This is a genomic window from Bacillus sp. EB106-08-02-XG196 (assembly GCF_013396335.1).
Taxonomy (GTDB): domain Bacteria; phylum Bacillota; class Bacilli; order Bacillales; family Cytobacillaceae; genus Neobacillus.
Map to the genome: position 1 here is coordinate 1 of NZ_JABWSY010000013.1, position 24,573 is coordinate 24,573.

The 24,573-nt window shown below is 40.0% G+C and carries 23 protein-coding genes and 1 riboswitch; of the genes, 1 reads left to right on the plus strand and 22 read right to left on the minus strand.

The genetic code is table 11. From position 1 onward, the window contains the following. Nucleotides 1-451 precede the first annotated feature (451 nt). The 11 genes from MLOOGBEN_RS19605 to MLOOGBEN_RS19655 form a co-directional block, all read right to left on the minus strand. Entirely contained in the window at nt 452-970 is a 519-nt protein-coding gene (locus MLOOGBEN_RS19605; protein WP_179159969.1) for a metallophosphoesterase family protein, read from the minus strand. A 2-nt stretch (nt 971-972) separates the two neighbouring features. Further along, nucleotides 973-1,581 carry an XTP/dITP diphosphatase gene (locus tag MLOOGBEN_RS19610; RefSeq protein WP_179159970.1) on the minus strand — a complete coding sequence of 203 codons (609 nt, stop codon included), beginning with the start codon at nt 1,579-1,581 and terminating at the stop codon, nt 973-975. Between the two features lie 13 nt (nt 1,582-1,594). Then, nucleotides 1,595-2,347, minus strand: a complete 753-nt coding sequence (gene rph / locus MLOOGBEN_RS19615; RefSeq protein ID WP_179159971.1) for a ribonuclease PH — start codon at nt 2,345-2,347, stop codon at nt 1,595-1,597. Nucleotides 2,348-2,461: 114 nt separating this feature from the next. Further along, a complete protein-coding gene (locus MLOOGBEN_RS19620; RefSeq protein WP_179159972.1) occupies nt 2,462-3,508 on the minus strand; it encodes a GerMN domain-containing protein in 1,047 nt (348 codons plus the stop codon). A gap of 136 nt (nt 3,509-3,644) precedes the next feature. Then, nucleotides 3,645-4,439 carry a glutamate racemase gene (gene racE / locus MLOOGBEN_RS19625; RefSeq protein ID WP_179159973.1) on the minus strand — a complete coding sequence of 265 codons (795 nt, stop codon included), beginning with the start codon at nt 4,437-4,439 and terminating at the stop codon, nt 3,645-3,647. A gap of 16 nt (nt 4,440-4,455) precedes the next feature. After that, nucleotides 4,456-4,905 (minus strand): MarR family winged helix-turn-helix transcriptional regulator, encoded by a 450-nt coding sequence (locus MLOOGBEN_RS19630; protein ID WP_179159974.1) that lies wholly within the window; start codon nt 4,903-4,905, stop codon nt 4,456-4,458. A gap of 193 nt (nt 4,906-5,098) precedes the next feature. Continuing rightward, entirely contained in the window at nt 5,099-5,323 is a 225-nt protein-coding gene (gene gerE / locus MLOOGBEN_RS19635; RefSeq protein ID WP_009796032.1) for a spore germination transcription factor GerE, read from the minus strand. A gap of 152 nt (nt 5,324-5,475) precedes the next feature. After that, complete coding sequence (locus tag MLOOGBEN_RS19640) at nt 5,476-6,066, minus strand: class D sortase (RefSeq protein WP_179159975.1); 591 nt, start codon at nt 6,064-6,066, stop codon at nt 5,476-5,478. 127 nt (nt 6,067-6,193) lie between these two features. Then, on the minus strand, nt 6,194-6,955 hold the full coding sequence (gene sdhB / locus MLOOGBEN_RS19645) for a succinate dehydrogenase iron-sulfur subunit (protein ID WP_179159976.1): 762 nt from the start codon (nt 6,953-6,955) through the stop codon (nt 6,194-6,196). Between the two features lie 16 nt (nt 6,956-6,971). Then, on the minus strand, nt 6,972-8,723 hold the full coding sequence (gene sdhA, locus MLOOGBEN_RS19650; RefSeq protein ID WP_179159977.1) for a succinate dehydrogenase flavoprotein subunit: 1,752 nt from the start codon (nt 8,721-8,723) through the stop codon (nt 6,972-6,974). A gap of 61 nt (nt 8,724-8,784) precedes the next feature. Next, entirely contained in the window at nt 8,785-9,393 is a 609-nt protein-coding gene (locus tag MLOOGBEN_RS19655) for a succinate dehydrogenase cytochrome b558 subunit (RefSeq protein ID WP_179159978.1), read from the minus strand. Between the two features lie 449 nt (nt 9,394-9,842). Between MLOOGBEN_RS19655 and MLOOGBEN_RS19660 the strand changes: the two genes are divergently transcribed. Next, a complete protein-coding gene (locus MLOOGBEN_RS19660; protein ID WP_179159979.1) occupies nt 9,843-10,295 on the plus strand; it encodes a YslB family protein in 453 nt (150 codons plus the stop codon). Nucleotides 10,296-10,439: 144 nt separating this feature from the next. On the opposite strand, the gene MLOOGBEN_RS19665 is transcribed toward MLOOGBEN_RS19660, so the two are convergent. The 11 genes from MLOOGBEN_RS19665 to polX all read right to left on the minus strand — a co-directional run bounded on the left by MLOOGBEN_RS19665 (nt 10,440) and on the right by polX (nt 24,511). Continuing rightward, on the minus strand, nt 10,440-11,660 hold the full coding sequence (locus tag MLOOGBEN_RS19665) for an aspartate kinase (RefSeq protein ID WP_179159980.1): 1,221 nt from the start codon (nt 11,658-11,660) through the stop codon (nt 10,440-10,442). A 121-nt stretch (nt 11,661-11,781) separates the two neighbouring features. Continuing rightward, nucleotides 11,782-11,960, minus strand: a riboswitch (Lysine riboswitch). 69 nt (nt 11,961-12,029) lie between these two features. After that, entirely contained in the window at nt 12,030-13,802 is a 1,773-nt protein-coding gene (gene uvrC / locus MLOOGBEN_RS19670) for an excinuclease ABC subunit UvrC (RefSeq protein ID WP_179159981.1), read from the minus strand. A 129-nt stretch (nt 13,803-13,931) separates the two neighbouring features. Beyond that, entirely contained in the window at nt 13,932-14,246 is a 315-nt protein-coding gene (gene trxA / locus MLOOGBEN_RS19675; protein WP_179159982.1) for a thioredoxin, read from the minus strand. 285 nt (nt 14,247-14,531) lie between these two features. Next, a complete protein-coding gene (locus MLOOGBEN_RS19680; RefSeq protein WP_179159983.1) occupies nt 14,532-15,509 on the minus strand; it encodes an electron transfer flavoprotein subunit alpha/FixB family protein in 978 nt (325 codons plus the stop codon). A gap of 74 nt (nt 15,510-15,583) precedes the next feature. Beyond that, nucleotides 15,584-16,357: an electron transfer flavoprotein subunit beta/FixA family protein gene (locus MLOOGBEN_RS19685; RefSeq protein WP_179159984.1), complete on the minus strand. Its 774-nt coding sequence runs from the start codon at nt 16,355-16,357 to the stop codon at nt 15,584-15,586. A 106-nt stretch (nt 16,358-16,463) separates the two neighbouring features. Then, the gene (locus MLOOGBEN_RS19690; protein WP_179159985.1) at nt 16,464-17,234 is read right to left on the minus strand and encodes an enoyl-CoA hydratase; all 771 of its coding nucleotides are present in this window, start codon (nt 17,232-17,234) and stop codon (nt 16,464-16,466) included. A gap of 31 nt (nt 17,235-17,265) precedes the next feature. Continuing rightward, a complete protein-coding gene (locus tag MLOOGBEN_RS19695; protein ID WP_179159986.1) occupies nt 17,266-17,850 on the minus strand; it encodes a fatty acid metabolism transcriptional regulator FadR in 585 nt (194 codons plus the stop codon). A gap of 192 nt (nt 17,851-18,042) precedes the next feature. Then, nucleotides 18,043-19,746, minus strand: a complete 1,704-nt coding sequence (locus MLOOGBEN_RS19700) for a long-chain-fatty-acid--CoA ligase (protein ID WP_179159987.1) — start codon at nt 19,744-19,746, stop codon at nt 18,043-18,045. Between the two features lie 242 nt (nt 19,747-19,988). Beyond that, on the minus strand, nt 19,989-20,396 hold the full coding sequence (locus MLOOGBEN_RS19705; RefSeq protein ID WP_179159988.1) for a DUF350 domain-containing protein: 408 nt from the start codon (nt 20,394-20,396) through the stop codon (nt 19,989-19,991). A 25-nt stretch (nt 20,397-20,421) separates the two neighbouring features. Continuing rightward, nucleotides 20,422-22,779, minus strand: a complete 2,358-nt coding sequence (locus MLOOGBEN_RS19710) for an endonuclease MutS2 (protein ID WP_179159989.1) — start codon at nt 22,777-22,779, stop codon at nt 20,422-20,424. 13 nt (nt 22,780-22,792) lie between these two features. Next, entirely contained in the window at nt 22,793-24,511 is a 1,719-nt protein-coding gene (gene polX, locus MLOOGBEN_RS19715; RefSeq protein WP_179160146.1) for a DNA polymerase/3'-5' exonuclease PolX, read from the minus strand. Nucleotides 24,512-24,573 lie beyond the last annotated feature (62 nt).

Genomic DNA, 24,573 nt, shown 5'->3' on the forward strand with positions numbered 1-24,573 from the left:
TGCAGATAGTCTGGAGTGACCGATGTCCTTTCAGAAATTGCATTTGGGGCATTCCAGGCAGCCTGGAGTGACCGATGCCCTTTCAGAAATTGCATTTGGGGCATTCCAGGCAGCCTGGAGTGACCGATGTCCTTTCAGAAATTGCATTTGGGGCGTTCCAGGCAGTCTGGAGTGACCGATGTCCTTTCAGAAATTGCATTTGGGGCATTCCAGGCAGCCCGGAGTGACCGATGTCCTTTCAGAAATTGCATTTGGGGCGTTCCAGGCAGTCTGGAGTAACCGATTCCCTTTCAGAAATTGCATTTGGGGCGTTCCAGGCAGTCTGGAGTGACCGATGTCCTTTCAGAAATTGCATTTGGGACAATGCAGATAGTCTGGAGTGACCCAAATGCTTTCATAAGTATCATTTGGGTCACTCCAAATACCTAACAGGGGGAAAATTAATCTCCCCTCATTTTTTTGGCAAGTTAAATTCAAATGCCAAATCCTTAAGTTCCTGTCCATTAATATCATATACAGACATTTTGACCGATTCATCCAGTAATTCAAGAATCACATAGGTTTTTTCGATGCGTTCCCGTGGCAAGCGTATGCTGCCAGGGTTCAAAAACAACGTACCCCCAATAACTTCCGCTCCCAATAAATGAGAATGTCCAAAACAGGCGATATCTGCACCAACCTCGGCTGCTTTGTATTGTAAGTTAATTAATGATGACTTTACCGAATACTTGTGACCATGTGTTATGAAGAACTTTCTGCCAGCAATCTCAGTTGTTGTTTCTAATGGATAGCTGCCAAAATCGCAATTTCCCTTCACAGTCAAATAACCATTCATCACTTTTTCGTCAGGCATCATTTCGGAATCACCGCAATGAATCATTAAATCCACTTCGCCCAAATTCCGCTCCCTTAATACCTCGAGCTCTCTCGTTAAACCATGGCTATCACTAACAACAAGAACCTTACTCATGATTAATCCGCTCTTTCCACGATAGAATCTAAGATACCCTCAAGCTTTTTCAATGCATTGGCACGATGACTTATTTTATTCTTTTCATCCGAAGATAGTTCTGCCATTGCAGAGGCTTTTTCCGGTACATAAAAGACGGGGTCATAACCAAATCCATTTGTTCCCCTTTGTTCTTCTAGAATTCGTCCTTCACAAGTCCCATACACAGTGATTGTCTCATTGCCTGGCCACGCTACAGCAAGGGCACAATAAAATCGAGCGGTACGATTTTCTTCAGAAACTCCCTGTAGTTCATTTAGAACCTTTTCAAGATTTTTTTGATCATCCTTTGGCTCTTCACCCGCATAACGCGCTGAATAAATCCCAGGTCTGCCTTCTAACGCATCCACGATTAAGCCGGAATCATCGCCAATCACCATTTTATTTAATTGCTTCGAAACAGCTTCTGCTTTTAATGCTGCATTCTCTTCAAAAGTGGTACCTGTTTCTTCTACATCCTCCATTTCAGGGTAATCAAGCAGTGTCTTGACTTCAATCCCTCTTGGAGCAAAAATATGTTCAAATTCTCTAGCCTTACCTGGATTTTTGGTGGCAATAATAACTTCCTTCATACTCCATATCCCCTTATTTCTTTCGTCTTGCTTCGATTTTTGCCGTAATTTCTTCTCCTAATGCAGTTTTTTGGTGTTCAAACAGCTCCATTAGTCCTTCTTGAGCTGCACCCAGCATATCTTGAAGCTGCTGATAAGAGAAGGTGGATTCTTCGCCGGTTCCCTGTAATTCCACGAATTCCCCATTTCCCGTCATCACGATATTCATATCTACTTGTGCTTTGGAATCTTCTGCATAATTCAAATCAAGAACCGTTTCGTTATTTTTTAAAACTCCGACACTGGTGGCCGCTAAGTAATCTATAATCGGAAACTTCATATTCTTTTTTTCACCAAGTCGATGAAGGGCAATCGCCATCGCGACAAATGCTCCTGTAATGGAAGCGGTCCTTGTTCCGCCATCCGCTTGAATTACATCACAATCAATCCACACGGTTCTTTCTCCTAATGCAGATAAATCAACGATTGCTCTTAAAGCACGTCCAATTAAACGCTGGATTTCCATTGTTCTTCCGGTAACTTTCCCTTTTGAAGACTCACGAATATTTCTTGTTTCCGTAGCTCGTGGCAGCATGGAATATTCGGCAGTAATCCAGCCTTTTCCTTCACCGCGCATAAAAGGTGGAACCCTCTCCTCAATGCTGGCTGTGCAAATTACCTTTGTATTCCCCACAGAAATAAGGACAGATCCTTCTGGATGCATTAAATAATTTGTTTCAATATGTATTGGTCTTAATTGGAATGACTCCCTGCCATCAACTCGCATATTATTTCCTCCTTGTTGTAAGATTCCCACATGTTTTTCTAACCCAAATAAAGAAGAGGCGGCCTTAAGGCTACCTCCCTAATTGTCACTATATAGTATATCAAAAATACATTTTTAAAAACTACCTGTATTGACTTTTTCTGGGCGAGTAACTGGTTCAGATAATTTATCACCTTTATCATTTACCAAATCAGCCTTGCCATCTACTGTTACGGCAACACTTTCAATTCCATTTTGCTCAGTCAATGAAAGGACAAGTGCGTTTAGTAAATGCTGAGAAACAATTTTTTCTTCAAAGCTTCCGTAGATGGATTCATTAAAGTTCAAGGTAACTTTTCCATCTTCAACTTTTGGTGCCTCTAGAAGCTCCACGTCAGGCATAAACTCTGAAGCAAGATTAGACTTTGCATTTGGTCCTTTCACCAATTCATTTACGACCGCAACAATATTATTTTTCTCACTCGTATTTACCCGCTTTGTTACAGGTACATAATAGTACGAATCTTCTTCACCGCCGATATAATAGACGGTTACTGGCTTCGTGTTCGTGATATCCATTACGCCAGCAGTATCAATATTGATTCCAGTTGCTCTTGATAGATTTTCACTAATTGGTGTGCCGTTAACAGGCATTTCCGTTAATTCATGTCCATTCATTTGAAGCTTTACCTTCTCTATTGTGTCAAATTGGGTAAGCGTCCATGTGATAGATTCGAGAATTTTCCTTTCATCCTCAGGCTGGTAATTCTTAAACTCCTTCGAGAAGTCGACCACCGCAACACCATCTTTAATGTTAACTGAAATTTGAGTTTCTTCTGGTAAGACAGCACGGAAATCATTTGGAAGCATGTCTGTAACTGGTCCATTAGCAACTAAGTGTTCTAATGCTTGCTTCGCTACAGAGGTTGTTTTCGGCAGCGTTAATGTTTGCGGTACTACTAACCCATCTTTATTAATTAAGTATAACTCTGTTTTCACTGTTCCTTCGACTTCTTCACTCTTACCAGTGGTTTCCTTAGTTGGGGTAGTATCGGTTACTGTTACCTGTTTTGGCGGATCAACTTTTTTCTGGACTTCTTTCCCGAACAAACCGCACCCCGATAATAGAAGTGTTGAAGCAAAAACGGCTGTAACAAGGGGTTTCACTTTATTTTTTGACATATTTTTTCCCTCCTAAGACAGTTTGTACTATCATGTATACGAGCCTATTAAACTAATTAGACCGTCTTTGGAAAAGAAAATAGGACATTCTTTCATTTTTTTCAAAAAAAATTAAGCTCCTGTAAAGGGAGCTTAATTATAATTTAATCTTATTGACATTAATATTGGGTACACCAAGCCACTGAGAAGCTATCTTTGAAAAAATATACTTCGAACCTGTCGTGTAAAAATCATGTTCAGCTACGTCCTCATCTGTTTCGAGGATCCCATTATAGTGAAGAATTGCACTAATCTCCCTTGCCGTTTCATCCCCAGAACTGATGACATTAACTTTTTCGCCCATCACTGTTTGAATTAGTGGTTCGAGTAAAGGGTAATGGGTACAGCCAAGGATTAGTGTATCTAAATTTTTATTTTGCAGCGGCTTTAGCGCTTCGACGACGATTCTCTCCGCTAATTCCCCGTCATATTCCCCACTCTCAACAAGAGGAACAAATTTTGGGCAAGCTTGTCCTGTTACATATAAACGGCTGTTTAGCGCTTTTAACGCTTTCTCATAAGCACCACTTTTGATGGTTCCTTCAGTCCCAATTATTCCAACTCGATAGTTCTTTGTGCGCTTGATAGCAGCTCGTGCTCCAGGGTAGATTACTCCGAGAACTGGAATCCTTAACTCATTTCTAATTTCATCAAGAACCGCTGCCGTTGCCGTGTTGCAGGCAATAACGAGCATTTTTATATTTTTCTCTAACAAGAATGTAGTCAGTTCCCAAGTGAATTTTTTAACTTCCTTTAGAGGTCTTGGGCCGTATGGACACCGGGCCGTATCTCCCAAATAAATAATTTTCTCATTCGGAAGCTGTCTCATGATCTCTTTCGCAACCGTTAATCCACCAACTCCAGAATCTATGACACCAATTGGTTGTTTCAAAATTCTCGCCTCTACTTTAACGCATTTCTTGATGCAGTTTCATTAAATTGGTTTGAAGTTGTTGAACTTCTTCTGAGGAGAAGTTGGCTAAAACTTCCTCTAAGTAAACTTGTCGTTTCTTAATAACTTCATCTATTATTCTTTCGCCCTCTTCAAGGAGGTGAATTCTGACGACACGGCGATCCTTAGGATCCTTCACCCGGACAACCAGTTGATTTTTTTCCATCCGGTCTACAAGGTCTGTCGTCGTACTGAAGGCCAAATACATTTTAGTAGACAGCTCTCCAATGGTCATATCACCATCCTCAAAAAGCCATTGCAGTGCTACGAATTGCGGCGGAGTAATTTTATAATGACTAAGCATTTCTCTGCCCTTTTGCTTAATAATTCCTGAAATATAACGTAAGTCCTTTTCTATTCTCGCGACAATTTCATCGCTAATCTTTTGTGAATTTTCGACAGTCATTCTATAACACTCCTATACGAGACGTCCCTTTGCCATGATTTCGCAGAATTAGCGCTTCATAATCTTGCTCTTATTTTCTACTTTTTTCGCTAAAATTTCAAGCTGGAATCTATCTCTTTACAAAATACATGTTGATTCATATGATAAATCCTTATAAAAACATGAACCGGCTCCCTTAGGAAGCCGGTCATGATTAAAGTTCTAGCTCTCCCATACGAAGGAGCTCTACAACTGCTTGTGAACGCCCCTTTACACCAAGCTTTTGCATGGCATTGGAAATATGATTTCGAACCGTCTTCTCGCTTATAAATAATTCACCAGCGATCTCCTTAGTAGTTTTATCCTGTACTAAGAGTTCGAATACTTCTCTTTCACGTTTGGTGAGTAACGGCTTGTGAGTATATTCATTCTCCTTCAAGTATTGTGACCCTCCTTGCCTTCGCCAGTTATGAACCGTGGGTGGGTATATATTTAGTCACGATATCATATGTGAATGTCACAACTGTAGTGACTAGAATTACTGAAGAAGAATAATTTTATCAAAATAAAAAAAGCCCCTTCATAAGGACTTTAAATGGGTTTAGCATAAATGATATAACGCTCTGGAGCGTTTCCGACAAAACGGAATGGATAACAGGTAATAACAATTAATTCTTCCTTCGTATTCTGCAGGGTAATGATGGTCCGATCTTCTGCATCAACAATCTTTGTCTTCGTTAATTCATATTTGAATTTACCATTTGGCATTTGTACTTCAAAGATATCTCCAGGCTCTAGTTCACCTAAACGTCGAAAAACAGTATCACGATGGCCGGATAAGACAATCTGACCGTTCTCTGCAGGAAAATAGAAACCCTTGTAATGCCCGACTCCCTTTTTTAAATCATTAGGGTCCGTTCCTTCTACAATCGCCAATTCCGCTTCAATCTTTGGTATCTTCAACAACCCTACTGTGTCGCCAAACTTAGGCGGATCGATTTTTTTGGGGTTCTTAAAAGGTTCTTCCTCATCATAGTTAGATTCGGCCTTTGCTACAATTCTTTTTGCTTCTTTTAGTGAAGCATCAGTTTGAAAATTAGTCTCCACGATTTGCCAAACTCCAAATCCAATGACAATTATTCCTGCGGAAATCATTATTAACGGAAGCTTTTTCACCCTCATATACCATCCTTTTATCCGTACTGATAAAAATTCTTACTATTAGTATACCAAATGGGTGTTCAAAAGTCCTAGCCTCCGAATAGAAAAACCTCCTTTTCATAATAGAAAAGAAGGTTGTAAGAATCAATTATACATTGTCACTTCCGAAGAAGTTTCTAAATGCTTGGAACGTGGTGTCACGGTTTAATGCTGCAATCGATGTAGTTAATGGAATTCCTTTCGGACATGACTGGACACAGTTCTGTGAGTTACCACAGTTAGCTAGTCCACCATCACCCATAATGGCTTCTAAGCGTTCAGCTCTATTCATTTCACCAGTTGGATGTGCATTGAATAAACGAACCTGTGAAAGTGGCTGAGGCCCAATAAAGCTTGAATTGCTGTTCACATTCGGGCAAGCCTCTAGACAAACACCACAAGTCATACATTTTGAAAGCTCATAAGCCCATTGACGCTTTTTCTCTGGCATACGAGGACCAGGTCCTAAGTCGTACGTTCCATCGATTGGAATCCAAGCTTTTACTTTCTTTAATGCATCGAACATTCTGCTGCGGTCAACCTGAAGGTCGCGTACAACAGGGAAAGTTTTCATCGGTTCTAAACGGATTGGCTGCTCTAATTGATCGACAAGAGCCGAACATGATTGACGCGGCTTGCCGTTAATAACCATTGAACATGCTCCACAAACTTCCTCAAGACAGTTACTATCCCAAGTAATTGGTGTCGTACCTTGTCCTTTTGCGGTGACAGGATTTCTACGAATTTCCATTAATGCAGAAATTACGTTCATATTCGGACGATAGGCTAATTCAAACTCCTCTTCATATGGAGCAGAATCTGGGCTATCTTGACGGGTAACAATAAATTTTACTGTTTTATTTTCAGACATGCTATTCTACTCCCCCTTAATGACTTTTTGAATAATCGCGTTCACGTGGCTTAATTAATGAAACGTCAACTTCCTCATAATGGAAAGCCGGTGCAGATGAACTATCAACAAATTTCGCCATTGTTGTTTTTAAGAATTCTTCGTCATTACGTTTAGGGAATTCTGGCTTGTAATGAGCACCACGGCTCTCATTACGGTTATAAGCACCAATTGTAATAACACGGGCTAATTGAAGCATATTCTCTAACTGACGAGTGAAAACTGCCCCTTGATTGCTCCATTTAGATGTATCATTGATATTAATTTTTTTATAGCGCTCTAAAAGCTCTTGAATTTTTTCATCTGTCTTCAGGAGCTTGTCATTAAAGCGAACAACAGTAACATTATCCGTCATCCACTCACCAAGCTCTTTATGAAGTACATACGCATTTTCTGTACCATTTAAAGACATAATAGAATTCCACTTATCTTCCTGTTCTTTAACATGACGATCGAAAACAGTTGAAGAAACAGCGTCAGAACTCTTTTCAAGTCCTTTGATATATTTAACAGCGTTTGGTCCAACGACCATTCCACCATAGATCGCAGACAATAAGGAGTTAGCTCCTAAACGGTTCGCACCATGCTGAGAGAAATCACATTCTCCAGCTGCAAACAGACCTGGAATGTTTGTCATTTGATCATAATCAACCCATAGTCCGCCCATTGAATAGTGAACAGCAGGGAAGATCTTCATCGGAAGCTTACGTGGATCATCTCCAGTGAACTTCTCATAGATTTCGATAATTCCGCCAAGTTTAACATCCAATTCATGTGGATCCTTGTGTGAAAGATCGAGGTATACCATGTTTTCGCCGTTAACCCCTAGTTTTTGATTAACACACACGTCGAATATTTCACGTGTAGCAATATCACGAGGTACTAGGTTTCCATAGGCAGGATATTTTTCCTCTAGGAAATACCAAGGTTTTCCGTCTTTATATGTCCAAACTCGTCCGCCTTCTCCACGTGCTGATTCACTCATTAAACGAAGTTTATCATCACCAGGAATGGCAGTAGGGTGAATTTGGATCATCTCACCATTTGCATAATAAGCACCTTGTTGATATACGATAGATGCTGCAGAACCTGTATTAATAACAGAGTTCGTTGTTTTTCCGAAGATAATTCCAGGGCCTCCAGTTGCTAGGATAACCGCATCCCCAGCAAAGGATCTAATCTCCATAGAAGTTAAATTTTGTGCAACGATTCCACGGCAAACACCATCGTCATCGACAACTGAACCTAAGAATTCCCAGCCTTCGTACTTTGTAACTAATCCAGCAACTTCATGACGGCGGACCTGCTCGTCCAACGCATATAGAAGCTGTTGACCAGTTGTTGCACCAGCAAATGCAGTACGGTGATGCTGTGTTCCGCCGAAGCGACGGAAATCCAATAGTCCTTCAGGAGTACGATTAAACATAACACCCATACGGTCCATTAAGTGAATAATTCCCGGTGCCGCTTCACACATCGCCTTAACTGGAGGCTGGTTAGCAAGGAAATCTCCACCATAAACGGTATCATCAAAGTGAATAAACGGAGAATCTCCTTCTCCTTTTGTATTTACTGCTCCATTAATACCACCTTGAGCACAAACGGAGTGGGAACGTTTAACTGGAACAAGTGAAAATAATTCTACAGGTGTTCCTGATTCTGCAACCTTGATCGTTGCCATTAAGCCGGCTAAACCGCCGCCAACTATAATCACCTTACCTTTACTCATTGTGACTCACTCCCTTAATCCAAAATCCGATATTTTTCAACACAGAGTATGATGTTAATTTTTAAACAAAAGCTAAAATTGTTCTAATTCCTACAATTGAAAGAATCACAAAAACGCCAATTGTAAAATATGTAGAAATTACTTGAGAACGAGGTGAAACTGTAATACCCCAGCTAACCAAGAATGACCACAATCCGTTTGCAAAGTGGAAAATAGTTGAAATAACACCAATCAAATAAAAAGTAAGCATGAATGGTGAAGATAGGATATCAGCCATCATGTCATAGTTAACATGAGCACCAAATGCAGCTGCAACGCGAGTTTGCCATACGTGCCATGTAATAAAGATTAACGTAATGACACCTGAGACACGCTGTAATAGGAACATCCAGTTTCTGAAAAATCCATATTTTCCAGCATTGTTTTTTGCTGTAAATGCAATATAAAGCCCATAGATTGCATGAAATAAGATTGGTAAATAAATAATTACAGTTTCTAGGACAATTCTAAACGGAAGGTTCCCCATAAAATCTGCAGCTTTGTTAAAGGACTCAGCCCCTTCTGTAGCAAAATGGTTGACTACTAGATGCTGCATTAGGAATACTCCGATTGGAATTACTCCTAGTAATGAATGCAATCTTCGATTCAAAAACTCTCGATTCCCCGCCATAATTAACCCCCCTTGAATTTTTAACATGATGTTAAGCCTTTTTACACTACTTTTTATAAATAGAATTTAAACTTAGCACCAGTGTGACAAATATGTGACATGTCCATTTTACTCCCATCAGGTAGTAGCGTCAAGAAAACGTATACACAAAAGTTGGATAAAAATAAAATTTTTAAAATATATTGATATTATAATAAATTAAAAGTTTCTTTGCTTGAAAATGGAATTATCTAGTATTAAATCCAGTAGTATTACAATGAAAAATTCAATTTTCTCCATAGCCCATGTTGTTAATTGGGAACCATAAATTATGATGAAAGATAGGCTATTGTATTGCAAGATAACAATCCTTCACCACTCTAACGCTTTACACTACACTCCATAAAAAGTGTTCTTACTTAAAGCCGTAATTGTATATAATAGAATGGTAGAAAGAGGGGAAGCTATTTATGAATGAAAGTACTGCCGTCGAACTTAATTTACAATCGGATGAATCAAGAAATATTTCACTATTTGGTTACGAGCTGATCAGAGAATTTGTATTGCCAGAAGTTTTAGGCAAAGACACTCCAGAAATTCTGTATTGGGCTGGAAAAAGTCTAGCTCGTAAACACCCATTAAACACTTTTGATGACATCATTGAATTCTTTACTAGAGCCTCATGGGGACAGCTCGAAATAAAAAAAGAGCGAAAAGATGAGATCGAATTTGAACTAGTCAGCCCGCTAATCGTTTCTCGAGTCAAATCAAAAGCAGAACACTACTTCCAAATCGAAGCAGGCTTCCTAGCTGAGCAAATCCAACATCAAAAACAAGTCATCGCCGAAGCCTTCGAACACCCAGTAAAAAAAGCAAACAAAGTCCAATTCACCGTCAAATGGGATCGAAAAGACACAATTTAATGTTGTTATTTTGGTGTCGCTCTTCTTTTGGTGCCTGTCACCATCCGTCTTTTGGTGCCTGTCACCATCCGTGGACACTGTCCACCTCAGGCGGACAGTCAGGGTAAAAGTATTCCTTGGAGGGTTTCCTCCAAGGATACTTTTTTATGCTTCGCTATTTAGACCAAATGCCTGGTGCAGGACTTCTACTGCTTTTAGCATGTGTTTTTCTTCGACTACTGCTGAGACTTTTATTTCTGAGGTGCTGACCATTTTAATTTGAATTTGGTTGGCAGCCAGTACTTCAAACATTTTAGCTGCGACACCTGGGTTTGAAATCATTCCGGATCCAACGATGGAAACCTTCGCCAGTTTATTTTCAGCGTCAAGCTGATCATAATTCAGGACATCCTTGTTATTTTCAAGGACATTTAACGTCTCTAAAAGGTCATCCGTTTTAATCGAGAAAGCAAGATTTGCTGTTTCTGCTTCTGTTGTGCTTTGAACGATAATATCTACGTTTAAATGGTTCTCAGCTAAAGTTGTGAAGATTGTTGATAAACTTGTTAAAGAATTGGTAAGACCTAACACGCTCACTTTAGTAATTTCATCTTCAAATGCCACGCCACGGACTACAAGGTTTTGTTCCATTGATGCTTCCTCCTCAATCACTGTTCCTTCTACTCTCTCCAAACTTGAGCGAACTTCAAGTCGTACCTGATAGTTTTTCGCAAATTCTACTGCTCTTGGGTGCAAGACACCTGCTCCTAAATTGGCAAGCTCAAGCATTTCATCATAAGACACTGATTTTAATTTACGCGCACTCTTCACATATCTTGGGTCAGTCGTGAAAACTCCAGTTACATCTGTATAAATATCGCATTTATCAGCCTTTAGCGCAGCAGCAAGCGCCACCGCTGTCGTATCAGAACCGCCTCGACCCAGAGTTGTAATCTCGCCATTTTCGGTAACCCCTTGGAATCCTGCGACAATCACCACTTTTCCATATGCCAGCTGATTTTTTACAGCATCTGTATTTATCGTTGTAATGCGGGCATTTCCATGGATAGGCTCTGTGACAATTCCAGCCTGCCACCCAGTAAACGATACGGCTGGAAGCTTCTGCTCATTCAGAGCCATTGATAATAAGGCTATCGTCACCTGTTCACCTGTGCTCAACAGCATATCCATATCACGTTTATTTGGCTGTCCAGAAATTTCTTTCGCTAGATTCACCAGCTGATCAGTTGATTTTCCCATCGCTGAAACAACCACTACAACCTGATTCCCCTGATCAGTTTCCACTTTTACCCGCTGTGCTACATTAAGTATTCTCTCTACACTTCCGACTGAAGTGCCGCCAAACTTTTGAACAATTAAACCCATCGTTTCCCCTGCTTTCAGTTATAGGTTTAGCTATCATTATAGTTTTCCCCGCAAAAAAAATAAAAAGCAATGAGAGGGCATCTCATTGCTTAAATACACAAAAAAAATTCTGCGTTCTACAATGTAAGATAGCTCTCCAAGACATGACATCTTGACAATCCGGCATTTATTCAATACAGGACCAGCAAAGAAAGAAATGAGACTTTCTTCACTTCGGCGAACATCCCCTTTCATGATTCTTCCCAGAAGCTCATCCTTCTCAGAATCATTACTATTGAAGCTCGCACCTCTACCTTCACTTTAGTATAAAAAAGTGATAGTAATATAATTTTTACTCATTATAGCATAGTGCCATTATTCTGACAATCACTAGGATTGAAGTTTTTTCATTAATTCTTCCACTACAGGAGCTGGAATACCCAGTGCTCTAAACTCTTCAAATGTGGCTTCTTTCATTTTCTTCACCGAACCAAATTCCTTTAATAATTGTTTTTTTCGTTTTTCACCTACACCTGTAATATCATCCAGCACCGATTGAAATGCGCTTTTTCCGCGGGTTTGACGGTGAAAGGTGATCGCAAAACGGTGAACCTCATCTTGAATTCTTTGTAATAAATAAAACTCTTGGCTGTTTCTGCCAAGCGGGATAATTTCAAGCGGATTCCCATATAACAGATTAGACGTTTTGTGCTTATCATCTTTCACCAATCCAGCCAGTGGAATATCCAAGCCTAGTTCATTCTCTAGAACGTCTCTGACAGCCTCCACATGTCCTTTTCCACCATCAATAATAATTAAGTCCGGAAGTGGCAATTCCTCTTTGAGGGCTCTTGAATATCTCCTTCTGGTGACTTCACGCATCGATTCATAATCATCAGGACCTACCACCGATTTTATCTTATACTTTCGATACTCACGCTTATTCGGCTTCCCATCGATAAATACAACCATAGCAGATACCGGGTCTGTCCCCTGAATATTAGAATTATCGAAAGACTCAATTCGGTGAGGGGTATAAATACCCATAAGCTCTCCAAGATTCTCAACAGCTTTGATGGTTCGAACCTCATCCTTTTCAATCAGCGAAAATTTCTCATTCAGTGCAATTTTTGCATTTTTGATTGCCATTTTAATCAAATCTTTTTTCTGACCACGCTGCGGCTTTAGTACTTTCACTTGAAGAAGCTGCTCCGCTATGGTTAAGTCAACTTCATCCTGAATGAGAATTTCCTTTGGCTTGAAATGATTCGATTTTTCGTAAAATTGACCAAGGAAAGTGAGAATCTCTTCTTCAGGTTCATTGTAAATTGGAAACATGGAAACATCACGTTCGATTAGTTTTCCTTGGCGTACGAAGAAAACTTGAACACACATCCAGCCCTTATCGACTGCATAGCCAAACACATCACGATCAGTAAAATCGGTCATCGTGATCTTTTGCTTTTCCATTATCGTTTCGATATGAATAATCTTGTCCCGGAATTCCTTCGCACGTTCGAAATCTAGCTCCTCAGAAGCGCTGGACATTTTCTCCGTCAGTTCTTTTTTTATCTCTTTATAACCGCCGTTTAGGAAGCGGGTAATTTCGTCTGTCATTTGTTTGTATTGCTCTTCATGTACTTCATTGACACATGGTGCCAGGCACTGTCCTAAATGGTAGTACAAGCAAACCCGGTCAGGAAGGGTTGAACATTTTCGTAATGGGTAAATCCGGTCTAGGAGCTTTTTTGTTTCATTTGCAGCCATGACGTTTGGATAAGGACCAAAGTACTTACCTTTATCCTTTTTAACTTTTCTTGTGATGATTAGCTTTGGATGTCTTTCCGCAGTCAATTTAATAAATGGATAGGTTTTATCATCCTTCAGCATGACATTATATTTTGGGTCGTATTTTTTAATTAAATTTAATTCGAGTAATAGTGCCTCAATATTGGACGAGGTGACAATATATTCGAAGTCCTCAATCTCATTGACGAGTCGCAGCGTTTTTCCGTCGTGCGAGCCGGTAAAATAAGACCGGACACGATTCTTTAAGATTTTAGCTTTGCCGACATAAATGATCGTTCCCTGACGGTCTTTCATCAAGTAGCAGCCAGGCTGATCAGGCAGCAGAGTCAATTTTTGTTTGATATTTTCATTCATTCCAGCTGCTCCTCTCCGTCTTTATCTATCTTAAAATTTTAAATCATAGCGCCGATAAAGAAAAGCCTGATTCTTTTTCCAAAAATAAAAAACCTTAGCTAGAACGATCCTAGCTAAGGTCATTTATGCTTATGCGTGCTTTTCTAATACACCTGCTAAAGCATCTTTAGGCTGGAAGCCGACAACTTTGTCAACTACTTCGCCATTTTTGAAAACTAGAAGTGTAGGGATACTCATAACGCCGTATTTTGCAGCAGTTTCTTGGTTATCGTCTACATCTAATTTTACGATTTTAACTTTGTCGCCCATTTCTGAATCAAGTTCTTCAAGAACGGGAGCGATCATTTTACAAGGTCCGCACCATGGTGCCCAGAAATCTGCAAGTACAAGGCCAGAGCCTGTTTCAGCAGAGAAATTTGCATCTGTTACATTTGAAATAGCCATTTATTTTGCCTCCTAATGAATACTAAATACAACGAAAGTATAGCATTGTTTAAACCATCATGCTAATAATCTGTCTCGCAATAATTTTCCCTAAAATACAGTAAGTATTCCGGCTTATTGTATTAGAAAAAGCGAGCAGTTTGCTACTGCTCGCCCTAATATTGTCCAGCTTCGGCTCCTAGAAACTCGCGAAACTTCACCTCGCACAAAAGAAGCAAAAAGCGCGCTTCTTTGTGCGAGCCTCCAGTTTTCTCGTTTCTGGGCAAGTCGCCTCCGCATTTCATATTATGAGTGAACTTTAAGTTTTTTAAACTCTTCTGTTAAAAGTGGGACTACTTCAAATAAGTCACCAACGATTCCGTAATCTGCTACTTTAAAGATATTAGCTTCTGGATCTTTGTTAATCGCAACAATTACCTTAGAGTTAGACATCCCTGCTAAGTGCTGGATTGCTCCAGAAATACCGCAAGCGATGTATAGGTCAGGTGTTACAACCTTACCCGTTTGTCCGATTTGTAAGGAGTAGTCACAATAGTCAGCATCGCAGGCTCCACGAGAAGCACCAACAGCACCGCCTAATACATTTGCTAATTCTTTAAGTGGTTCAAAGCCTTCTGCACTCTTCACACCGCGTCCGCCAGAGATAACGACTTTCGCTTCACTTAAATCTACACCCTCAGTTGCTTTTCTAACCACTTCTTTAATAATGGCACGAAGGTCTTTAATTTCAACGGATAGGGAGGCAACCTCACCAGCTCTGCTCTCATCTTTTTCAAGAGGTGCAATATTGTTAGGTCTTACTGTTGCAAAAAGTAACCCGTCCGTTACGATTTTCTTTTCAAATGCTTTACCAGAATAGATAGGTCTAGTAAAGACAACATTTCCCCCAGCTACCTCAATAGAGGTTGCATCAGAAATTAAGCCAGATGCCAGCTTTGCAGCAATCCTTGGTGAAAGGTCCTTTCCAAGGGAAGTATGTCCTAAAATTAAACCTTCTGGGAGTTCCTTTTCAATGACAGCAAGCAAGCTTTGCGCAAAACCATCAGATGTATATTGCTTTAACTTTGCATCCTCTACAACAACCACTCGGTCAGCACCGTATTGGATTAACTCTGCTCCTAAAGCGCTAACATTTTCTCCGATTAAAACTCCAACTACTTCTCCGCCCTCTGCTACTGTCTTTGCAGCAGCAATTGCTTCGAATGATACATTTCGTAACGAACCGTCACGCGTTTCCCCTAATACTAATACTTTTCTAGTCATTCCTTTACCCTCCTGCGAATCATTTTTGTCTGAACAGAATCTTCATTCTGATGTTTACGTGCCAGTAAGTTCAATTAAACTACTTTAGCTTCTGTATGAAGAAGTTGAACGAGTTCTTTTACCTGATCATTTAATTCTCCAGATAAGACTTTTCCAGCTTCTTTTTTAGGCGGTAAGTAAATTTCAATGGTTTTTGTTTTTGCTTCAACATCGTCTTCTTCTAAATCAAGGTCGTCTAATTCTAATTCATCCAGCGGCTTTTTCTTTGCCTTCATAATTCCTGGCAGTGATGGGTAGCGCGGCTCGTTCAAACCTTGTTGAGCAGTCACCAATAAAGGCAGGCTTGTTTCGATGATTTCAGAGTCACCTTCAACGTCACGCGTAACTGTTACAGTTGTTCCATCAATTTCAAGCTTCGTAATAGTTGTAACATATGGAATGTTAAGCAATTCAGCAACACGTGGAGCTACTTGACCAGAGCCGCCGTCAATCGCTACATTTCCACCGATAATTAGGTCTGCTTCTTTATCTTTTAGATATTCAGCAATGATTTTGGATGTAGTGAATTGATCACCATTTTCCACATCGTCTTCTGTATTAATTAATACCGCTTTGTCGGCTCCCATAGCGAGTGCTGTGCGTAATTGTTTTTCAGATTCTTCTGTTCCTACTGAAATAACCGTTACTTCACCGCCATTAGCGTCGCGGACTTGGATTGCTTCTTCGACTGCGTATTCATCGTAAGGATTGATGATAAACTCGGCACCATCCTCACTGATTTTTCCGCCAGAGATCGTAATCTTCTCTTCTGTATCAAACGTTCTTTTCAAAAGTACATAAATGTTCATGATTTCCCTCCTATGAATGCAAAACATTTTTTTTGTTTCAAAGATTAAGAAAATTTATAGTAAAAAAATTTATTATGAACTTCTATCGTTCGTCGATAAAAGTTACTCACCCTTTAAAATGAGGCTCTCGTTTTTCAATAAATGCCTGAATTCCTTCTTGTGCATCACTCGAAACAAATATTTCTCCAAACAGCTCTGCTTCTTTTTTAGAACCTTCGTAAAACTCCTGATTTTTTGCATAATTTAATAATTGAATGGTCGCTTTCAATGAACCTGAGCTCTTCTTGGCAATCTTACCTGCCAATTTAAGTGCTTGTTCAAAAACTTCATTCTCCGGATAAGCATGGTTCGCTAAGCCAAATTGAACCGCTTCCATTCCACTGATTGGCTCAGACGTAAACAGCATCTCTGCAGCACGCGCTACACCAACATATTTAGGGAGACGCTGTGTTCCAGCAAATCCAGGGATTAATCCAAGCTGCAGTTCTGGAAGGCCCAGCTTAGAATTTTCACCCACTAAACGGATATGACATGCCATTGCCAGTTCTAAACCGCCGCCTAGTGCGGCACCATGAATTGCGGCAATGATCGGTTTTGGGAATTTCTCCATTCGGTCAAACAAATCTTGACCATATGTACCAAGATTTGCAAATCCTTCAGAAGAAGAAACTGTGGTGAATTCCTTAATATCAGCACCCGCTGAGAAGAAACGCCCTTCCCCATGAAGGACAATCACCTTAATTTCACGATTAGGTTCAATTTCGTCTAGAACAGCCGACAGTTCTCTTAGCAGCCCTTGTGAGAGGGCATTTGCCGGTGGACGTTGAATGGTGATTGTCGCAATCCCCTCTTGATAAGACCATTTTAAGTTTTCCATTCGTTTCCCTCCTTCTCTTACACTCAACAATTTAATGATTTCCACAGCCTTTAATCAATAACTGATGGACCGGTTTAGCGAGTGCAACTAAATCATACTTTTCCTCATTCAAAACCCAAGTTGTAACGGTTTCATCCATCGTACCGAAAATCATCTGCCTGGCAAGACGGACATCGAGGTCACTTGAAAACTCTCCCGTTTCTTTTCCTTCGATGATGATTTTATCTATCACCTGCAAATAGCCTTTAAGAACATTATTTATTCTCAAGCGCAGCTCTTTATTTGATTGACGTAATTCAAGCTGTGTGACGATTGCCATGTGGTGATCATCGGAAAGGTTTCGAAAATGAGCTTCTATCATCATATATAACTTCGCCGCCGCCGTCTCTTTTCCTGCTATCATTTCATCTATTTTTTCAATTAAGCTTCCCATTTTTTCTTCAAAGAGTGAGATGAGAATGTCTTCTTTGTTTTTAAAATAAAGATAAATGGTACCATCTGCGACACCTGCCTGCTTGGCAATTTTCGAAACCTGCGCCTGATGATAACCAACTTCTGCTATAGCAATTACCGCTGCATCAATGATTTGCATGTATTTTGGCTTGTTTTTTTTCATAATAATTCCCCCTCCTCCCGAAGAAAGTAAATTGTAATTTTAAAAAAAGAAAAATATGAATGAATAATCATTCATATTTTTATAATAATTTTTAATTGTCTTTCTGTCAAGAATCACAAAGACATTTTTATATTACTTTACTATTTCTATATAGACAAGCTCTACTATGCAAAAAAAAAAGAAGTGCAGCTTTTAGGCATGTTTTTTGTTTTCTTCCTCTATTTTTATCATCTCTTCTTCTACAAGTGTTCTTCTTAAAATCTTGCCTACAGCTGTTTTCGGCAATTCTTCTCTAAATTCGTATAATCTTGGTGCCTTATAGGCCGCTAAATATTTTCTAGCATAATGATTCAAATCTTCCGGGGTAATCTCTGAGCCTTCTTTTAACACAACATATGCTTTAACGGTTTCACCACGGTATGGATCAGGTATTCCTGCAGCAACCGCTTCTAAAACATCTGGATGCTCATATAATACCTCCTCGATTTCTCTTGGATAAATATTAAACCCACCCGCAATAATCATGTCCTTCTTTCTATCGACTACATAAAAATAGCCTTTATCATCCATATAGCCAAGGTCTCCCGTGTATAACCAGCCATCTTGAAGGGTTTCCTCCGTTGCTTCAGGACGATTCCAATAGCCTTTCATCACTTGCGGACCTTTAATGATAATTTCTCCAATTTCACCCACTGGCATCAATTCACCATTATCCATTGAGACAATTCTTACCTCTGTATTCGGCCATGGTACACCAATACTGCCTTTTACCCGTTCACGATCCCATAAGAAATTGGAATGGGTAACCGGCGAAGATTCTGTTAATCCATATCCTTCAACGAGTTTCCCGCCTGTAACACCCTCAAACTCTTCTTGAACTTCAATAGGGAGTGGAGCAGAGCCGCTGAGACAGGAATCAATTGACGATAAATCATATTTTTTCAGGTCAGGATGATTTAATAGACCGATATAGATGGTTGGTGCACCAGGAAACAGGGTAGGTCGTTGTTTTTGAATCGTTTTTAAAGTAGTGAGAGCATCAAACTTAGGCAATATAATCATCTTATACGCCTGCATGACCGATAATATCATGATAATGGTCATCCCATAGACGTGGAAAAACGGTACAATGCCTAGGACTGATTCTTCACCCGGTTTTGATTTGTATAGCCAAGCCGTACACATGGAAGCGTTAGCCACTAAATTCCGATGAGTCAGCATAACCCCTTTGGGAGAACCGGTTGTACCTCCTGTATATTGTAGAAGTGCTACATCTTCTTCAAAATCAAAGTCATATTCTACGAGTTTTAGAGGCTTTATTTTTACGATTTCTTTAAATAAGTGAGTATTGCCTTCATGTTTAACATTCACGACAATTCCATATTGCTTTTTCTGGATAAAAGGATAAACTAAATTTTTTGGAAATGGCAGATAGTCTTTGATAGCGGTTACAATTATATGCTGCAAATCTGTTTGCGGCATCACCTTAGTAGCGCGCGGATAGAGGATGTCGAGTGTGATGATCGCCTTTGCTCCGGAGTCCTTCATTTGGTATTCAAGTTCACGTTCGGTATATAACGGATTGGTTTGAACCACAATCGCCCCAGCCATTAGGATTCCAAAATAACTTATGACTGATTGTGGTGTATTAGCAAGCATAATGGCAACTCGGTCACCTTTTGCAATACCAATTTGCTGAAGATAACTGGCAAAAGACAATGATTCGTGGTAAAGCTCTTTATACGTCATTTCCTTCCCCATAAAATGGATGGCCGTTTTTTCAGGGAAGTTTTTTGCTGCATCTACTAAATACTGCTGAACAGGTTCTTTTCGAAATTCCAGTTCTGCAGGAATTTCCTCGGGGTAAGAAGTGAGCCACGGTTTAGAATCATACATTATTAACCCTCCTTTTTATTCGATTGTAATTTTTTCCCCTTCCCTTTCATTATAGTATAGTCAGACTCTTTAAACAATTGAAATAACAACCATTGTTCACCATATCACAATACAAAAAAATCACCGCTGAAGGTTCAGCGATGATTTCAACTTAAAATATCATATACCCCAAGCCAATTAGCAAAAACAATGCGCATAATCCAAGAAGTACTTTCGCTAATGTCTCCACGTTTAATCTCCCCTTACGATATTCCCGCACCTATTACAAAGGATAAGCCGATTGATATAATCATAGCAATGAATCCAACCGCGCGATTATCATTTTTTATTTCATCGTCAATGTTAAATTTAGGTGTTAGGAATTCAAAGATAAAGTATCCAACCAGTAATAGCACAAAGCCAAATACTCCCCAGCTAATCATCGTAACCAAAGAATCATTTTGTTCAATGGAATAGCGAAAAATGTTGGCAATCCCAAATATTTTCCCTCCGGTAGCCATAGCTACAGCGATATTGCCCTTTTGGATTTCTTCCCAATTTTTATATTTCGTTACTAATTCAAAAATGGCTAAAAAGAGAACCACACATAGTATAACTACGCTATAATTGGCAGCACTTTGAATATACACGTTATCCCAAAACTGGTTCATTCCCTATTCTCCCCGAATATTGATATTATTTAAATTCGACCACGGTAACACCAGAACCGCCCTCACCTGCTTCTCCAAAGCGAATTTTCTTAACAGAACGGTGATTTCGTAAATACTCCTGGACTCCCTGTCTTAATGCGCCCGTGCCTTTCCCGTGAATAATCGATACACGAGGATAGTTTGATAATAACGCATCATCTATATATTTTTCCACTCTTAGGAGTGCTGCTTCGTATCTTTCTCCGCGCAAATCTAACTCCAGCTTTACATCTGCGTCTCTGCCTTGAACAATGGCCATCGGTCTTGTTTCTACTGGCTTTGGTGTGCTGATATACTCTAAATCCTTTTCTTTCACCTTCATTTTCAGGATCCCGATTTGTACCTGCCATTCGTTATCAGACACTTTTTCAAGAAGTGTACCCTTTTGTCCAAAAGTCAGGACTTTCACTTCATCACCAGGCGTGAAGGTATGCTTCTTACTTTTCTTATTAATTTGTTTGACGGATTTACTTATTTCTGGTGTTGCGTCTTCAAGACGTCGCTTTGCATCTATTAATTCATGTTCCTTAATATCTGCCTGCTTTTCTATCCTCATTTTACGAAGGTCACGAATAACCTTTTCTGCCTCACTCTTTGCTTCTTCAAGAATTTCACCAGCTTGTTCAGCCGCTTTTTCAAGCATTGAGTCTTTGTTCTCATAAAATTCGATCATCTGCTTCTGCATGTCCTGATGGAGCTTTTCTGCCTGTCTTAAATAATCACGTGCTTCTTCCTGTTCGATTTCTGCTTGACGCTTGCTGCTTTCGAGTGAGGCAATCATCTTATCGATTTGATTCGTATCTTCGCTGACATGAGATCTTGCCGCTTGAATTACAGTATCGCTTAAACCTAATCGTTTTGAAATTTCAAACGCATTGCTTCGTCCTGGTACACCAAGGAGCAGCTTATAAGTTGGGCTCAAGGTTTCGACGTCAAATTCTACACTGGCATTGAGAACACCTTCGCGGTTATAGCCATATGCCTTTAATTCTGGATAATGTGTTGTTGCAATTACTCGTGCTCCTCGATGGTGCACCCCATCTAAGATGGAAATCGCAAGTGCAGCACCTTCCTGCGGGTCTGTACCTGCACCAAGCTCATCGAAAAGGACCAGAGAATTATAATCAACCTTCTCCAAAATATCCACGATATTAACCATGTGGGAAGAAAAGGTACTTAAGCTTTGTTCAATTGACTGTTCATCACCAATGTCAGCATAAATGGCATCAAATACAGCAAGCTCTGAGCCATCATAGGCAGGAACCTGTAAGCCAGACTGTGCCATTAATGAACACAATCCAAGGGTTTTTAAGGTAACGGTTTTACCGCCTGTATTGGGTCCGGTTATAACAATCGTCGTATAATCCTTTCCAAGCAAAATATCGTTGGCGACCACCTCATCCATCGGGATTAGCGGGTGTCTGGCTTTATATAAGGCGATTCGTCCTTCATTATTCATGATCGGCATACTTGCTTTCATCTTACGTCCATATCTTGCCTTTGCAAAAATAAAATCAAGATTGGCCAGAATCTCAACAATTACTTGCAGCTCTGACTCAAATTCAGCAGTCTTTGCAGAAAGCTCTGTTAAAATTCTTTCAATCTCCAGCTGTTCTTTTACTCGTATATCCTGTAATTGATTGTTTAGTTGGACGATGACTTGCGGTTCAATAAATAGCGTTTGACCTGATGAACTCTGATCATGGATAATTCCCCCATAGTGACCGCGATACTCCTGTTTAACGGGAATAACAAAGCGATCATTACGTATCGTGACAATAGAATCTGACAACATTTTTGCAGCGTTCGAGGAGCGAATCATACTTTCTAACTTTTCACGCACACGTGCTTCGTTCGAGCGCAGCTGGTGCCTTAGCGTTCGCAGCAGATCACTCGCACTATCGAGGACTTCCCCGCTCTCATCGATGGCATGTCGAATGGACTCTTCCAAATGAGCTAAAATGATAATCCTATCAACTTGTTCCAATAGAATCGGAATTTCGGTTCTTTCTTCGGCAATATCTTCAATAAATCGCTTCATTTGCCTGCTTGCATGAATGGTACTAGCTACCTGTATCAACTCATGGGAACTAAGCACTCCCCCAATAACAGAGCGCTTAATATGGGCACGAATATCATGAATGCCTGATAAAGGGACATTTCCTTTTATTCGTAATACGGTCGATGCCTCATCTGTTTCCGCTTGCAGCTTTACTACTTTTTCAAAATCAGTAGATGGGACCAATCTTTTTAACTTATCTATTCCAAGTGAAGACGCTGCATGTTGTATGAGCTGATCCCTCACTTTAGTGAATTCCAGTACTTTTAACGTTCTTTCTTGCATGGAGATGAACCCCCTATTTTCGATTATGCAAAAACTCTAGTAAGTCATTCGGTTCAAGCGCATTGATCACCGATGATTTTTTAATCCAGCCCTTTTTTGCTGTTGAAACGCCTACACCCATATGTGATAGCGTTTCTTTCTTATGGGCATCCGTATTAATAAATATCTTAACTCCTGCATCCTGCGCTTTTCGTAAATATTCAGCTTTTAGATCCAATCGATTAGGATTGGCATTAAGCTCTAAAGCGGTATTCGTTTCTTTTGCTAACTCTATTAGCATATCGATATCAACATCATAGCCCTCACGCCGGCCAATTTTTCTGCCAGTAGGATGGGCAATTAGATCTACATTTGCATTTTTTAATGCTGTACTTAGACGTTCCATTATTTTTTCCCTTGGCTGAGAAAAAGCAGAGTGTATCGACGCTATGACAAAGTCCATTTCAGCCAGGAGATCGTCTTCATAATCTAGTGTGCCATCTGGTAAGATATCCATTTCAACACCAGAGAGGATTAGAATATCATCATATTTCTCATTTAACCTCTTAATTTCTTCTTTTTGCTGTAATAACCGCTCTCGTGTCAGTCCATTTGCCACCTTTAAATACTGGGAGTGGTCAGTAATTGCCATGTACTTATATCCCTTTGCAATGCAAGCTTCAACCATTTCCTCAATCGAATGAGCACCATCGCTCCAGGTTGAGTGCATGTGAAGATCGCCCTTTATATCACTAAGCTGTATTAAGTCTTCGCGGGCAGAAAAATCCTCCACTTCTTTGCCATCTTCTCTTATTTCAGGCGGAATAAAAGGCAGGTCAAAATGCTTGAAAAACTCTTCCTCTGAAGAAAAAGTAAGGATTTCACCTGTCTCCACATTTTCCACACCATACTCACTTATTTTTTCCCCACGCTCTTTTGCAAGCTGTCTCATCCGGACATTGTGGTCCTTTGAACCCGTAAAATGGTGAAGAGTCGTGATAAATTCGTCTGGTTTAACGATTCGAAAATCGATTGAGACATCATAATCAGATCCAAAAACGAGTGATACCTTTGTATCACCAGCACCAATCGTTTCTTTTATATTCGGTAATTCCAGCAGGAACTGTTTCACCTTTTCTGGCTGCTCGCTCGAAATAATAAAATCTAGATCTTTAACGGTTTCTCGCACTCTTCGTAAGCTTCCTGCCCGAGAGAACTTATGAATCTCAGGAAGTTCAGCAAGCTTCTCTTCAATCTGCTCAGCAATTGGCAGCATGTATGCGAGAGGCAGTCTGTCTGGCCTTGAGCCCACATTGGCAATGGCACTCAGAATTTTTTCTTCTGTCTTCTTTCCAAATCCAGCTAGTGCTTGGACTTTCCCTGCTTTGCAGGCTTCTTCTAAGGTTGTGACATCTTCAATTCCCAGTTCTTTGTGGAGCTTAGCAATCTTTTTCCCACCGAGTCCTGGTAATTGTAATAACGGAATTAACCCCTTTGGAACCTCTTCCTTTAGTTCCTTCAATACTGTGGAAGTGCCCTCATTTATGTATTCTTCAATAACAGCCGCGGTCCCTTTGCCGATTCCTGATAACTTGGTAAAATCCTCGATATCAGATAAGCTGCGATCATCAAATTCAAGTGCTGATGCGGCTTTTCGAAAGGCAGATACCTTGAAGGGATTTTCCCCTTTCAACTCCATATAAACCGCGATGGTTTCTAATAAGCGAATTAAATCCTTTTTATTTACCTCCATCATTTCCACCCACCTTGTTTATATTTTAACCTTTTAAAAGAAAAACTTCTCTCCTAGAGAGA

Bases quoted from the DNA above. Each gene is read 5' to 3' on its own strand.
- MLOOGBEN_RS19605 (WP_179159969.1), bottom strand. From the start codon at position 970: ATGAGTAAGGTTCTTGTTGTTAGTGATAGCCATGGTTTAACGAGAGAG.
- MLOOGBEN_RS19610 (WP_179159970.1), bottom strand. From the start codon at position 1,581: ATGAAGGAAGTTATTATTGCCACCAAAAATCCAGGTAAGGCTAGAGAA.
- rph (WP_179159971.1), bottom strand. From the start codon at position 2,347: ATGCGAGTTGATGGCAGGGAGTCATTCCAATTAAGACCAATACATATT.
- MLOOGBEN_RS19620 (WP_179159972.1), bottom strand. From the start codon at position 3,508: ATGTCAAAAAATAAAGTGAAACCCCTTGTTACAGCCGTTTTTGCTTCA.
- MLOOGBEN_RS19630 (WP_179159974.1), bottom strand. From the start codon at position 4,905: ATGACTGTCGAAAATTCACAAAAGATTAGCGATGAAATTGTCGCGAGA.
- MLOOGBEN_RS19640 (WP_179159975.1), bottom strand. From the start codon at position 6,066: ATGAGGGTGAAAAAGCTTCCGTTAATAATGATTTCCGCAGGAATAATT.
- sdhB (WP_179159976.1), bottom strand. From the start codon at position 6,955: ATGTCTGAAAATAAAACAGTAAAATTTATTGTTACCCGTCAAGATAGC.
- sdhA (WP_179159977.1), bottom strand. From the start codon at position 8,723: ATGAGTAAAGGTAAGGTGATTATAGTTGGCGGCGGTTTAGCCGGCTTA.
- MLOOGBEN_RS19655 (WP_179159978.1), bottom strand. From the start codon at position 9,393: ATGGCGGGGAATCGAGAGTTTTTGAATCGAAGATTGCATTCATTACTA.
- MLOOGBEN_RS19660 (WP_179159979.1), top strand. From the start codon at position 9,843: ATGAATGAAAGTACTGCCGTCGAACTTAATTTACAATCGGATGAATCA.
- MLOOGBEN_RS19665 (WP_179159980.1), bottom strand. From the start codon at position 11,660: ATGGGTTTAATTGTTCAAAAGTTTGGCGGCACTTCAGTCGGAAGTGTA.
- uvrC (WP_179159981.1), bottom strand. From the start codon at position 13,802: ATGAATGAAAATATCAAACAAAAATTGACTCTGCTGCCTGATCAGCCT.
- trxA (WP_179159982.1), bottom strand. From the start codon at position 14,246: ATGGCTATTTCAAATGTAACAGATGCAAATTTCTCTGCTGAAACAGGC.
- MLOOGBEN_RS19680 (WP_179159983.1), bottom strand. From the start codon at position 15,509: ATGACTAGAAAAGTATTAGTATTAGGGGAAACGCGTGACGGTTCGTTA.
- MLOOGBEN_RS19685 (WP_179159984.1), bottom strand. From the start codon at position 16,357: ATGAACATTTATGTACTTTTGAAAAGAACGTTTGATACAGAAGAGAAG.
- MLOOGBEN_RS19690 (WP_179159985.1), bottom strand. From the start codon at position 17,234: ATGGAAAACTTAAAATGGTCTTATCAAGAGGGGATTGCGACAATCACC.
- MLOOGBEN_RS19695 (WP_179159986.1), bottom strand. From the start codon at position 17,850: ATGAAAAAAAACAAGCCAAAATACATGCAAATCATTGATGCAGCGGTA.
- MLOOGBEN_RS19700 (WP_179159987.1), bottom strand. From the start codon at position 19,746: ATGTATGATTCTAAACCGTGGCTCACTTCTTACCCCGAGGAAATTCCT.
- MLOOGBEN_RS19705 (WP_179159988.1), bottom strand. From the start codon at position 20,396: ATGAACCAGTTTTGGGATAACGTGTATATTCAAAGTGCTGCCAATTAT.
- MLOOGBEN_RS19710 (WP_179159989.1), bottom strand. From the start codon at position 22,779: ATGCAAGAAAGAACGTTAAAAGTACTGGAATTCACTAAAGTGAGGGAT.
- polX (WP_179160146.1), bottom strand. From the start codon at position 24,511: ATGGAGGTAAATAAAAAGGATTTAATTCGCTTATTAGAAACCATCGCG.